Raw genomic sequence first — 12844 nt, forward strand, 5'->3', positions numbered from 1 at the left:
CGCGATCTAGTTCTTCGGCTTGGCGTTGCCGGCCAGGATCGCGTCGAACTTGGCCTTGGTCATGTTGATCATCAGCCCCTTGTTGTTCTTGGCGAGCGAGGCGAATTCCACTTCGATCTTGCCGGCCGGGCTGGCGATCACGGCGAACGCCATCCCCACGCGTTCGATCGTGCCGATCACGACGCCTTTCGAATCGCGCACGTCGCGGCCCTGCGTGACGTCCTCCGGGCTCACCGAGACCGGGCGACTCGAGCGAGTCGGGCCGGGCACCGGCTTGGAGACTTCGTTGTTGAGCCGGTTGAAGTCGGTGACGCGATCGTCCGGACCGCGGAACTCCGGCGCTGAAGGTTGCGGTGCCTGGGCGGGCGGCGGCGGCGCCCCGGTCTGAGCATGCGCCACGCCGGCCAATGTCAGCGCGGCAGCCACTGCCGAAACTTTGAGTATACGCATCCAACCTCTCCCCTTTTTCGGGAATGGTATCGCTAACAATATCTATAGGCAAATGCTCAGTCGTCTTCGTCTTCGAAGCCGGCAAGTTCGAGCGCGCGCGCCTTGATCTGGTGGAGCCGGCACCAATGAACCAGCGCATCTTCGCGGCCATGCGTCACCCACACCTCGCGCGGGGCGATTTCGCGGATCGTGGTGGTCAGCTCATCCCAATCGGCATGGTCGGACAGGATCAGCGGCAGCTCGACATTGCGCTGGCGCGCGCGCTGGCGGACGCGCATCCAGCCTGATGCCATCGCGGTGATCGGATCGGGCAGCCGCCGCGACCAGCGATCGTTCAGCGCGCCGGGCGGGGAGAGGATGATCCGCCCCTGCAGCTCGGCCTTGGGCACGCCGGTGGCAGGACGCAGCTCGCCCAGATCGACGCCCTGCTCGACATAGAGATCGCACAGCCGCTGGAGCGCGCCGTGGATGTAGATCGGATCGTCGAACCCCATCACCCGCAGTTCCTTGATCACCCGCTGCGCCTTGCCGAGCGCATAGGCGCCGACCAGCACGCAACGTGTGGGGTTGGCGCGCAGTGCGGCGAGCAGCTTGTCGAGCTCGTCATGCGTCTCGGGGTGGCGGAACACTGGCAGCCCGAACGTCGCCTCGGTGATGAAGATGTCGCACGGCATCGGCTGGAAGCGCGCGCAGGTCGGGTCCTCGCGGCGCTTATAGTCGCCCGACACGACGATGCGCTCGCCGGCATGGTCGAGCACGATCTGCGCCGAGCCCAGGACATGGCCGGCGGGGACGAAGCCGATATCGACATCGCCCATGCGCAGCGACTCGCCATAGGCCACCGGATTGCCGTTCTGCAGGCCATAGCGGCATGCCATGATCGCCAGCGTCTCGGGCGTCGCCCAGACCTCGCCATGCCCGCCCCGCGCGTGATCGGCATGGCCATGGGTGATCAGCGCGCGCGCCACCGGCTGCGACGGGTCCACCCATGCATCGGCGGCGGGAATGTAGATGCCCGTGGGTTCAGGAGTGATCCAGCTGCCGATTGCCATGCTGGCTATATGGTTGGCCGGGCGCAGGGTTCCCAGTGGATCGAATAGGCGCGCGGCTTCGTTGGTCCGGTGTACAGCGAAACGAGGTATATCATGGACATGTCCAGCCTTCAGGGCATCCTGGTGATCGTCGCACCGATCCTGCTCGGGTTCGCGATCGCCTGGGCGATGTTCCACAACAAGGGATCGCGCCGCGAAATCCAGGCGACCGAGGACGCAACCCGGCGGATGTACGACCAGCAGGACCTTGACGACAAGGCGCGCGACAAGGGCGGCGTCGCCTGAAGGACTTGCGCTGATCCGATAGCCGCGCGAACGCTGGCGAGTGCCCGATGCCGCGCTTCCCCCGATACTGACCGACTGGTTCGCTGCGCGCGGATGGCGCCCGCGGCGGCACCAGCTCGACATGCTCGCGGCGGCGCGGGCGGGCGAACATGCGCTGCTCGTCGCCGCGACGGGCGCGGGCAAGACGCTCGCCGGCTTCCTGCCGACGCTCGCCGACCTGATCGAGGCGCCCTCGCAGGGGCTGCACACGCTCTACATCTCGCCCTTGAAGGCGCTCGCGGTCGATGTGCAGCGCAATCTGCTCACGCCGATCGAGGAGATGGGCGTCTCGATCCGCGTCGAGACGCGCACCGGCGATACGCCGCACGAGCGGAAAGTCCGCCAGCGCGCGCGGCCGCCCGAGATCCTGCTCACCACCCCCGAATCGCTGAGCCTGTTGCTGTCCTACGAGGACAGTCTGACGATGTTCGCCGGGCTCAAGACCGTGATCATCGACGAGGTCCACGCCTTTGCAACCGGCAAGCGGGGCGACCTGCTGGCGCTGGCGATGGCGCGGCTGCAGCGGCTCGCGCCCGGGATGCGCCGCGTCGCGCTGTCGGCGACGGTGGCCGATCCCGACGGCTATCGCGCCTGGCTGGCCCCCGACGGCGATATCGACAGGGTCACGCTGGTGAAGGGCGAGGCCGGCGCCGATCCGGATATCGCGATCCTGCTGCCCGAGGGCCGCGTGCCCTGGGCGGGGCATTCGGGGGTCTATGCGATCCCGCAGGTGATGGCCGAGATCGAGACACACCGCACGACGATCGTTTTCTGCAACACCCGCGGACTGGCCGAGCTGGTCTTCCAGAGCCTGTGGAAGGTCAACGAGCTCAAGCTGCCGATCGGCGTGCATCATGGCAGCCTCAGCCTCGAAGCGCGGCGCAAGGCCGAGCAGGCGATGGCCGACGGCAAGTTGCGCGCGCTGGTCGCCACCGCCAGCCTCGATCTCGGGGTCGATTGGGGCGATGTCGATTGCGTCATCCAGATGGGGGCGCCCAAGGGGTCGTCGCGGCTGCTCCAGCGGATTGGGCGCGCCAACCACCGGCTCGACGAATCGAGCGAGGCAGTGCTCGTGCCGGGCAATCGCTTCGAATATCTGGAAGCGCGCGCCGCGCTCGACGCGGTCGAGCAGGGCGAGCTCGATCCCGACGTGTTCCGCCCCGGCGCGCTTGATGTGCTGGCGCAGCATATCATGGCCTGCGCCTGCGCGGCGCCGTTCGATGCCGCGGATATGCTGCAGGAAGTGCGTGCAGCATTGCCCTATTCGGCGCTGGAGCAGGAGGTGTTCGATCGCGTCCTGAACTTCATCGCCGATGGCGGCTATTCGCTGCGCGCCTATGACAAGTTCAAGCGGCTGACCAAGGGGCAGGACGGGCTGTGGCGGGTGACCAAACCGGCGTTCATCGCCCAGCACCGGCTCAATGCCGGGATCATCGTCGAGGCGCCGATGCTCGACGTGCGCTTCAAGAACGGCCGCCGGCTCGGCAAGGTCGAGGAAGGGTTCGGATCGACGCTGTCGCCGGGCGACACCTTCTTCTTCGCCGGGCTCAGCCTCGAAGTCGAGCGTGTCGAGCTGACCGACCTGATCGTCCGGGCGAGCAGCAAGCAGGCGCGCTATGTCTCCTATATGGGCGCGCGGCTGGCGATCACGTCGACGCTCGCCAATCGCGTGCGCGTGTTCCTTCATGATCGCAGCCAGTGGCAGCGTTTTCCCGACGATGTGCGCGAATGGCTGGAAGTGCAGGATCGCCGCTCGGCGATTCCGGCGCCCGCGCAATTGCTGGTCGAGACTTTCCCGCACGAAGGCAAGCACCACATGGTCGCGTACAGCTTCGAAGGCTGGAACGCGCACCAGTCGCTCGGCATGCTGATCACGCGGCGGATGGAGGCGATGGGGCTCAAGCCCTTGGGCTTCGTCGCCAACGACTATGCGCTGGCGGTGTACGGGCTGGAGAAGATCACCGATCCGGCGGCGTTGTTCTCGCCCGATATCCTGGAGCATGAGTTCGTCGACTGGGTGCAGCAATCGGCGCTGCTCAAGCGTGCCTTCCGCGAAGTCGCGATCATCGGCGGGCTGGTCGAGCGCCAGCATCCGGGCAAGAAGAAGAGCGGGCGGCAAGTCACTTTCTCGACCGACCTGATCTACGACGTCCTGCGCAAATACGAGCCCGACCATCTGCTGCTCAAGGCGGCCTGGGCCGATGCGCGCGCGCGGATGACCGATGTCGGGCGGCTCGCGCATCTGCTCGATACTGCCGCGGAAACGATGCTGCATGTCGATCTGGCGCGGGTGAGCCCGATGGCGGTGCCGGTGCTGATCATGATCGGCCGCGAGCGGACGCCGCAGGGTAGCGCGGAAGACGCGCTGCTGATCGAGGCCGAGGGTATCGCGGCGGAGGCTATGCGGCTCGATTGAATTCGATTGCTGCGCAATATGTGCAGGTATACCGTCCTGACATGTCCGGAGTCGTTTATCCGCTCCTGCTTCTGACCCTGCCGATCGGACTTTCCGGCGGCACGCCTGTCACGCCCGCCGCGCCGGCGCAGGATCCCGAGCTGATCAGCCGCGAATCGGTGATGGAAACGACGCTGCTGATGCTCGGCGAGACCGACAAGAGGCTGACTGTGCCGGTCGCGGTCAATGCGCAGGGGCCGTACAACTTCATCATCGACACCGGCGCCGAACGTACCGTGGTGTCACGCGAGCTCGCCAATTCGCTGCGGCTGAGCGCCGGTACGCCGGTCACCTTGTTGTCGATGACGGGGCGCAGCCAGGTCGATACCGTCCTCGTCCCCGATCTGATCATCAAGTCGATCGGCGTGCAGCACAGCGTCGTCGCTCCCAAGCTCGAGGCGCGCAATCTCGGCGCGATCGGGCTGCTCGGGATCGACACGTTGCGCGATCACCAGGTCTCAATCGACTTCGATCATGGCACGATGGAAGTGCGCGCCAGCCAGAAGCGCAGCAAGTGGAAGGCGCGGGCGGACGACGAGATCGTCGTCACTGCGAAGAGCCTGTTCGGCCAGCTCATCGTCACCGATGCGTACTATGGCACCACCCGCATCCAGGTGGTGCTCGATACCGGCAGCCAGGTGAGCATGGGCAACAGCGCGCTGCGCAAGCGCCTCGGCCGCCATCGCAAGACCCAGCCGATCGAGCTCACCAGCGTGACCGGCGACAAGACGATGGCCGATTATACCACGATGCCCAACATCAAGATCGGCGGGGTGATGTTCGCATCGATGCCGGTGGCGTTTGCCGATGTTGCGCCGTTCGCGCGCTTCGGGCTGACCAAGCGGCCGGCGCTGCTGCTCGGCATGGATGCGCTGCGCAGCTTTCGCAGCGTCGATATCGACTTTCCCAACCGCCAGGTCCGGTTCCGCATGCCCGAAGGCGTGCCGAAGACGCGGCCCAAGTTCGGCACCGGCAGCACCAGCTCGACCAGCTATTACTAGCGGCGGTTGACTTGGGCGGCGCTGCGCTGCTTGGACTGCGTGCATGAATCGTCTGTCCCGCGCTTCGCTCGCTACGCTTCCCGATGCCATCCTCCGGCCGGGCCATGCGCCCGAGGGCATCCGCACCGGCATCGTCCATTTCGGCCCCGGCGCCTTCCACCGCGCGCACCAGGCGGCGTATGTCGACCGGCTGCTCGATAGCGATCCGCGCTGGGGGATCGCCGCGGTCTCGCTGCGCAGCGGCACCACCACCGACGCGCTCAAGGCGCAGGACGGGCTCTACACGCTGGCGGTGATCGATCGGGAGCCGTCGATGCGCGTGATCGCCGCGCATTCGGACGCGATCGGCCCTGGCGAAGGCGCGCGGCTGCGCAAGCTGCTTGCCTCGCCCGAAGTGCGGATCGCGACGAGTACAGTGACCGAGAAGGGCTATTGCCTGGCCGGCGACGGCACCCTCGATTTCGCGCATCCCGACATCGTCCATGACCTGAAGCGCCCTGCCGAGCCGGCGAGCGTGATCGGCTGGATCGTCGCCGGGCTGGACGACCGTCGCGCCGCGGGACTGCCGCCGTTCGCCATGCTGTGCTGCGACAACATGACCGGCAACGGCGCCAAGCTCCGCGCCGCGTGCGTCGCGCTGGCGCGTGCGCAGGATGCCGGGCTGGCCGACTGGATCGCAGCGGAGGTGGCATTCCCCGATTCGATGGTCGATTCGATCACGCCGGCGAGCGACGCGGCGTTCCTTGCCAAGGTGCAAGGCGCACTCGGCGTCGAGGATCTGGCAGCGGTGCAGCGCGAAAGCTTCACCCAATGGGTGCTCCAGCGCTTCGACATGGCCGACGGGCCCGACCTCGCCGCGGCCGGGGTGACGCTGACCAGCGACGTCCGCGGCTATGAGCAGGCCAAGCTGCGCATCCTCAACGGCGCACATTCGAGCCTTGCTTATATCGGGCTCGCGCGCGGGCATGAGACGGTGTTCGAGGCGATGTCCGATGCCGCGCTCGAAGGCTTCGTCACCCGGCTGGTGCATCAGGACATTTCGGCGTCGCTCGGCGCAGTCGATGGGCTCGATGTCGCAGCCTATGCCGATGCGGTGCTGAACCGCTTCCGCAATCCCGAGATCCGGCATTTGCTGGCGCAGATCGCCTGGGATGGCTCGCAGAAGCTGCCATATCGGCTGCTCGATACGACGCGCGCGGCGCTCGCCGCCGGGCGTAGCGTCGATCGGCTGGCGGTGCCGGTGGCGGCGTGGATCGCGTTCCTGCGCCGCAAGGCCGAGGCCGGTGAGGCGATCACCGATCCGCTGGCCGACACGCTCGCGGCAGCGGCGACGAGCGGCGATCCGGTGGCGGCGATGCTGGCCGTGGCGCCGGTGTTCGGGGAGCAGCTGGCTGGCGATGCACGGTTCGGCGACGCGGTGCGCGGGGCGTACGGGGCATTTGCGCAAGGCGATATCGAAGCGCTGCTCGGGCCTTGACCGAAACCGCTAACTCTCCGTTCGTTTCGAGCGTGGTCGAGAAACGGAATTCAGCGAGCGCTAGCGTTTCTCGACTTCGCTCGAAACGAACGGGTGTCAGAGGGCTTCCGGCCCGTCCGCACCCAGCACATGCGTGCACAATTGCGCCTCGGGCGTATCGTTGGCTTCCAGCGCCGCGACCGTGACCCAGCCCTCTGCGCGCAGCCTGGCGCCCGCATCCGCGGGCGTTCCGAAGGGCAGGAACAGCCGGCGGCGCTCGCCGACGCTAAGCCCGGCGTCGAGGATCGGATCGGCGAACAGCGAGAAGCCGACTGCGGGTTCCTCGCGGCCGTCGCCGTGGAGGATGGTGTAGGTGCCGCCGCGGCCGATCTCGCCGCGGACGCCCGCCGCGAAGATCGAGAAGCCCAGCCAGCTCTGATATTCGAAGCCGTGGCGCTCGGTGGGGTCGAGCGTCAGCGCGGCCTGGCCGTCGACGCTCGCTGCGATTTGCGCGAGGCCGTCGAGCCGGCTCGCCAGCGCGTTGCCCGCATCGATCGCGCGCAGCCGCGTCATTGCGCCGTCGAACGGCCCCGCTGCCTCGATCAGCGGCAACCAGCGCGAATCGATCGCGGCGACGCCGCCGGCATCCTTGGCATCCAGCCGGTCGCGCAGCAGCGCCAGCGTGCCGGGATCCAGATCGGCGGCGAGCGTGTCGGTGAGGTCGGGAAGCGTGAAGTCGATCGCGAGCCCGGTGACCCCCGCGGCCTGGAGCGCTTCGATCGCGACGCGAACGACTTCGATCGCCGCAGCGACGGTATCGAGCCCGATCAGCTCGGCGCCGATCTGGCGCATCGCGCGCTGGGGGTTGAGCTCGGAGGCGCTAAGCTTGACCACCGCACCGGCATAGGAAAGCCGCACCGGACGCGGGTGATGCCCCATCCGGGTCGCGGCGATGCGGCCTACTTGCGCAGTCAGATCGGGGCGGATCGCCAGCGTGCGCTGCGAAACCGGATCGACGAAGCGCACGGCATCGCGCACCCCGCCGGCCTTGAGCCGCGAGGCGAGCTCATCGGCGAATTCGGCGAGCGGCGGATCGACCTGCTCATAGCCATAGAGCCGCGCCACCCCGAGCACGCGCGCCTCCAGCCCGGTCGCCGCATCGGCGGCGGGCGGAAGACGATCGTGAAATCCCTCGGGAAGCAGTCCGCTCATCGACCCGCCGCTAGCGCAGTCAGAACTTCAGCGCCATCGCCGTCTTCACGCCGGGAAGCGCGCGGACCGTGGCGATGAGCTCGGGGGTGACTTCGTCATCGACCGAGAGCAGCAGCACTGCCTCGCCGCCGGTGTCGCGGCGGCCGAGATGGAAGGTGCCGATGTTTACCCCGGCCTCGCCCAAAGTGGTGCCGAGCCGGCCGATGAAGCCGGGCGCATCCTCGTTGACGACATAGAGCATGTTGCCGATCAGATCGGCTTCGACCTTGATCCCGAACAGTTCGACGAGGCGCGGCTGGGCGTTCGAGAACAACGTGCCGGCGACCGAACGCTCGCCCGCGTCGGTCTTGAGCGAGACGCGCAGCAGCGTGTGGTAATCGCCTTCCTTCTCGTTGCGGACTTCGCGGATTTCCATGCCGCGCTCCTTGGCGAGATAGGGCGCGTTGACCATGTTCACCGTGTCCGAATGGACGCGCAGGAAGCCGGCCAGCACGGCGCTGACGATCGGCTTCTGGTTGAGTTCGGCCGCGGCGCCCTCGCTGTGGATCGAGACGCGGGCGATCTCGCCATGCGCGAGCTGGCCGATCAGGCTGCCGAGCTTCTCGGCGAGCGCCATGTACGGCTTGAGGCGCGGGGCTTCCTCAGCCGAGAGCGACGGCACGTTGAGCGCGTTGGTGACGCCGCCCGAGACGAGGAAGTCGGCCATCTGCTCGGCGACCTGGATCGCGACGTTGACCTGCGCTTCGTTGGTCGAGGCGCCGAGATGCGGCGTCGAGATGAAGTTGGGCGTGCCAAACAGCGGCGATTCCTTCGCCGGCTCCTGCACAAACACGTCGAGCGCCGCGCCACCGATATGGCCGCTCTCGAGACCGGCCTTGAGCGCCGCCTCGTCGATCAGCCCGCCGCGCGCGCAATTGATGATCCGCACGCCCTTCTTGGTCTTGGCGAGATTCTCGGCCGAGAGGATGTTGCGCGTCTGGTCGGTCAGCGGCGTGTGCAGCGTGATGAAGTCGGCGCGCAGCAGCAGATCGTCGAGGCTCATCTTCTCGACGCCCATCTCCAGCGCGCGCTCAGGCGTGAGGAAGGGATCATAGGCGATCACCTTCATCTTGAGGCCCAGCGCACGATCGGCGACGATCGAGCCGATATTGCCCGCGCCGATCAGCCCCAGCGTCTTGCCGGTGACTTCGACGCCCATGAAGCGGTTCTTCTCCCACTTGCCGGCCTGGGTCGACTTGTCGGCCTCCGGCAGGTCGCGGGCGAGCGCGAACATCAGCGCAATCGCGTGCTCGGCGGTGGTGATCGAATTGCCGAACGGGGTGTTCATGACCACCACGCCCTTGGCCGAGGCCGACGGAATATCGACATTGTCGACCCCGATGCCGGCGCGCCCGACGACCTTGAGGTTGGTCGCGGCTTCGAGGATTTCCCTGGTCACGCGCGTCGAGCTGCGGATGGCGAGGCCGTCATACTGGCCGATGATCGCCTTGAGCTCCTCCGGCGTCTTGCCGGTAATCTCGTCCACTTCGACTCCGCGTGCGCGGAAGATCTCGGCGGCCTTGGGGTCCATTTTGTCGCTGATGAGGACTTTTGGCATGATTCTATCCTGAAAACCTGGTGCTCCGGTGACGGCCGGAGCGCTGGAAAGGGAATGGCCGATGGCCGGCGCTCCGGGCCTTCGCCGGAGCACGCGAGGATTAAGCCGCCTTGGCTTCGGCGTAGGCCCAGTCGAGCCACGGCCCGAGCGCTTCGATATCGGCGGTCTCGACGGTGGCGCCGCACCAGATTCGCAGCCCGGCGGGGGCGTCGCGATAGCCGGCGACGTCGTACGCCGCGCCTTCCTTGTCGAGCAGCGAGGCGAACGTCTTGATGAACGCCTCATCGGCGCCCTCGACCGTCAGGCACACGCTGGTAGTCGAGCGGTTCGCTTCGTCCTGCGCCAGATTGCCGAGCCAGTCGCGCTCGGCCACGATCTTCTGCAGCGCGGCGGCATTCGCGTCGCTGCGCGCGATCAGCCCCTCGGCGCCGCCGACCGACTTGCCCCATTCGAGCGCGAAGATCGCATCCTCGACGGCGAGCATCGACGGGGTGTTGATCGTCTCGCCCTTGAACACGCCCTCCGCGAGCTTGCCCTTGGAGACGAGGCGGAAGACCTTGGGAAGCGGCCATGCGGGCGTGTAATTCTCGAGCCGCTCGACTGCGCGGGGCCCGAGGATCAGCACGCCATGGCCGCCTTCGCCGCCCAGCACCTTCTGCCACGAGAAGGTCGCGACATCGATCTTGTCCCACGGCAGGTCGTAGGCGAACACGGCCGAGGTTGCGTCCGCGAAGCTCAGACCTTCGCGATCGTCGGGGATCCAGTCGCCGTGCGGCACGCGCACGCCCGAAGTTGTCCCGTTCCAGGTGAACAGCACGTCGTTCGACCAGTCGACCTGGGTCAGATCGGGAAGCTGGCCGTAATCGGCGCGGAGCACCGTCGGATCGAGCTTCAATTGCTTGACCGCATCGGTGACCCAACCCTCACCGAAGCTCTCCCATGCCAGCGTCGTCACCGGCTTGGCGCCGAGCATCGTCCACATCGCCATCTCGAAGGCGCCCGTGTCGGAGCCCGGAACAATGCCGATGCGATGCGTGTCGGGCAGGTTGAGCAGCTCGCGCATCAGGTCGATCGCGTATTGCAGGCGGGTCTTGCCGATCTTCGAGCGATGCGAGCGGCCGAGCGATTCGCTGGCGAGCTTCGACGCATCCCAGCCCGGAGGCTTGGCGCAGGGACCGGAGGAGAAATAGGGGCGCGCCGGCTTGGTAGCGGGCTTGGCAGTGGACGCAGTTGTGGCGTCGGGTACGGCAGAATCACTCATGTACTCTCTCCTTGCAGAGAGCTCGCGCGGCGTTGGGACCGCGTGGCCCGCCGACGGCCCTAGCGGCGAAGTGCACGAAGTCAACCCGGGGAGGATCGCGGGGGCGGCTTAACCATTGCGCAAAGCCCGCGGGGCTAAAGCCGGACAATGACCGGCGCGCTACAGAACGGAATGGAGCGCGTGGCGGCGAGCATGTGGACGCAGTTTGGCGGCACCTTTCTCTCGCTCGGATCGACCTTTTCGATCGCCGCGCTCGCCTGCTCGCTGGCGCTTTTCGTCATCCTGGCGGTGCCGCGCGGACGCCGCAGGCCGCTGCGATTCGCGGTGCTGCGGCGCGTGCTGCTTCCCCGTCGATTGCTGGGCACGGCTTCGGGCCGCGCGGACATCGCCTATTTCGTGCTCGGATTGCTCTTTGCCGGCCTGCTGATCGGATGGGCGATCTTCTCCGCCGATCAGGTCCGGCGGCTGATCGGCGCGTGGATCGGCACGCCGCCGGCGCCGTGGCTCCCCGGATGGGCCAGCGCGGCGATCGTCACGCCGATCCTCTTCCTCGCCTATGAGTTCGCATATTGGTTCGATCACTGGCTGATGCACCGGGTGCCGCTGTTCTGGCATTTCCACAAGGTCCACCACCAGGCGGAGAGCCTGTCGCTGTTCACCAACGGCCGCGTCCATCCGGTCGAGACGATCGGTTTCTACAACATCGTCGCAATCGTGCTGGGCGTCACCGGGGCGCTGCTCGAGCAGGTGCTGGGGAGCGCGGCGCCGCTGACGCTGGGCGGCGGCAACCTGCTGGTGATGGTCGCAGCAGTCGCAGTGACGCATCTCCAGCACTCGCATTTGTGGCTTAGCTTCGGGCCGTTCTGGGGCCGGGTGCTGCTCGGTCCGGCGCATCACCAGATCCATCATTCGGCCGACCCGCGCCATTTCAACACCAATATGGGCAGCACGCTGGCGCTGTTCGACCGGCTGTTCGGCACCTTCTACATGCCGCGGCCCGAACGCGAGCGGCTGCGCTTCGGAGTCGAGGACGGCGAGCGTGATCCGCACGGGCTTCGCGCGGCGCTCGTCGAGCCGTTCATCGCGGGGGCGCGGAGCCTTGCGCCGACGCTCCAGCCGCCGGCCAACTGGCAAGCAGCCCCCGATCCGTCATCCAGTCGGTGATCCGCGCCGGCCAGTTGCGCAGGCTCACCAGCGGCGTGGTCTCGCCCATGTTGAACGCGTGCCCGCCGGCCGCATACATGTGCAGCTCCGATGAGGCCCCCGCGGCGCGATAGGCATTGAGCAAGTCGATGATCGGTTGCGAGCAGCACTGATCGTCATTGGTGGCGACCATCAGCAGCGGCGGCGAGTCCCGCGTGATCTTCTCCTCGGCATGCAGCGGGCCGGGGAACACGAGCACGCCGAAATCGGGGCGGGCCGAGAGCCGGTCGATCGCATCGCCCTTGCCGGGAGCGGCGACCGGCGGGCTGAGCAGCGTCACGCGCGCCAGTTCGCCGCCGGCAGAGAAACCGACCACGCCGATCCTGTGCGGATCGAGCTTCCAGTCGCCGGCACGGCTGCGGATCGTGCGGATCGCGCGTTCGGCATCCTGGCGGGCATTTTCGAACTTGTAGGGTGAATCCTTGCCGCGGAAGAGCCGGTAGCGCAGCACGAATGCCGCGATGCCGCGCTCGTTGAACCAACGCGCGGCGTCATTGCCCTCGCTGTTGATGACGAGGAATTCGTGCGCGCCGCCCGGCATCAGCAGCACCGCGGCGCCGGTCTCGCGGCCGGGACGGGCAGGGAAATAGGTGATGCTGGGGTCGTTGACCGGCTTGAGCCAATAGGATTCGGCATGTTCGGGGATGGCCTTGCGCGATTCGAAGCCCGGCGCGCCGTCTGCCCAGAGTGCGATGCGCTGCGGCGTCGCGGGAGGATCCTGGGCCCGTGCCGGCGAGGCGAGCAGGGCAAGCACGCCGGCGAACAGGGCGAGCAGCTTGGTCATGGGCCTCTCCTTGGTGCCGGCTTTCGCGGCTGCCGGGCTATGGTAGCGG

11 protein-coding genes are annotated in these 12844 nt (G+C 67.3%); 5 read left to right on the plus strand and 6 right to left on the minus strand.

Translation table 11 applies throughout. The features are described from left to right. Nucleotides 1–6: 6 nt before the first annotated feature. Both BXU08_RS15530 and BXU08_RS15535 read right to left on the minus strand, forming a co-directional pair. On the minus strand, nucleotides 7–450 hold the full coding sequence (locus tag BXU08_RS15530; RefSeq protein WP_077510878.1) for a hypothetical protein: 444 nt from the start codon (nucleotides 448–450) through the stop codon (nucleotides 7–9). Nucleotides 451–506: 56 nt separating this feature from the next. Continuing rightward, nucleotides 507–1502 (minus strand): ligase-associated DNA damage response exonuclease, encoded by a 996-nt coding sequence (locus tag BXU08_RS15535; protein WP_077510879.1) that lies wholly within the window; start codon nucleotides 1500–1502, stop codon nucleotides 507–509. Nucleotides 1503–1595: 93 nt separating this feature from the next. Between BXU08_RS15535 and BXU08_RS15540 the strand changes: the two genes are divergently transcribed. From BXU08_RS15540 to BXU08_RS15555, 4 genes are all read left to right on the plus strand, one after another. Next, nucleotides 1596–1787 (plus strand): hypothetical protein, encoded by a 192-nt coding sequence (locus BXU08_RS15540; RefSeq protein ID WP_077510880.1) that lies wholly within the window; start codon nucleotides 1596–1598, stop codon nucleotides 1785–1787. Nucleotides 1788–1854: 67 nt separating this feature from the next. Next, entirely contained in the window at nucleotides 1855–4242 is a 2388-nt protein-coding gene (locus BXU08_RS15545; protein WP_077512477.1) for a ligase-associated DNA damage response DEXH box helicase, read from the plus strand. A gap of 41 nt (nucleotides 4243–4283) precedes the next feature. Further along, a complete protein-coding gene (locus BXU08_RS15550) occupies nucleotides 4284–5282 on the plus strand; it encodes a retroviral-like aspartic protease family protein (protein ID WP_077510881.1) in 999 nt (332 codons plus the stop codon). A 43-nt stretch (nucleotides 5283–5325) separates the two neighbouring features. Next, entirely contained in the window at nucleotides 5326–6759 is a 1434-nt protein-coding gene (locus BXU08_RS15555; protein ID WP_077510882.1) for a mannitol dehydrogenase family protein, read from the plus strand. Between the two features lie 96 nt (nucleotides 6760–6855). Here BXU08_RS15555 and BXU08_RS15560 read toward each other — a convergent pair whose 3' ends face one another. The 3 genes from BXU08_RS15560 to BXU08_RS15570 all read right to left on the minus strand — a co-directional run bounded on the left by BXU08_RS15560 (nucleotide 6856) and on the right by BXU08_RS15570 (nucleotide 10808). Beyond that, nucleotides 6856–7950, minus strand: a complete 1095-nt coding sequence (locus BXU08_RS15560) for an ATP phosphoribosyltransferase regulatory subunit (RefSeq protein ID WP_077510883.1) — start codon at nucleotides 7948–7950, stop codon at nucleotides 6856–6858. A 19-nt stretch (nucleotides 7951–7969) separates the two neighbouring features. Continuing rightward, nucleotides 7970–9547 carry a phosphoglycerate dehydrogenase gene (gene serA, locus BXU08_RS15565; protein WP_077510884.1) on the minus strand — a complete coding sequence of 526 codons (1578 nt, stop codon included), beginning with the start codon at nucleotides 9545–9547 and terminating at the stop codon, nucleotides 7970–7972. A gap of 100 nt (nucleotides 9548–9647) precedes the next feature. Next, a complete protein-coding gene (locus BXU08_RS15570) occupies nucleotides 9648–10808 on the minus strand; it encodes a phosphoserine transaminase (protein ID WP_077510885.1) in 1161 nt (386 codons plus the stop codon). Nucleotides 10809–10955: 147 nt separating this feature from the next. Between BXU08_RS15570 and BXU08_RS15575 the strand changes: the two genes are divergently transcribed. After that, nucleotides 10956–11972, plus strand: coding sequence for a sterol desaturase family protein (locus BXU08_RS15575; protein ID WP_077510886.1), 1017 nt, complete (start codon nucleotides 10956–10958; stop codon nucleotides 11970–11972). Here BXU08_RS15575 and BXU08_RS15580 read toward each other — a convergent pair. Beyond that, nucleotides 11887–12795, minus strand: coding sequence for an alpha/beta hydrolase (locus BXU08_RS15580; RefSeq protein WP_077510887.1), 909 nt, complete (start codon nucleotides 12793–12795; stop codon nucleotides 11887–11889). The genes BXU08_RS15575 and BXU08_RS15580 overlap by 86 nt on opposite strands. Between the last annotated feature and the right edge of the window lie 49 nt (nucleotides 12796–12844).

Origin of the sequence: Sphingomonas sp. LM7 (genome assembly GCF_002002925.1) — a bacterium.
Lineage (GTDB): Bacteria > Pseudomonadota > Alphaproteobacteria > Sphingomonadales > Sphingomonadaceae > Sphingomonas.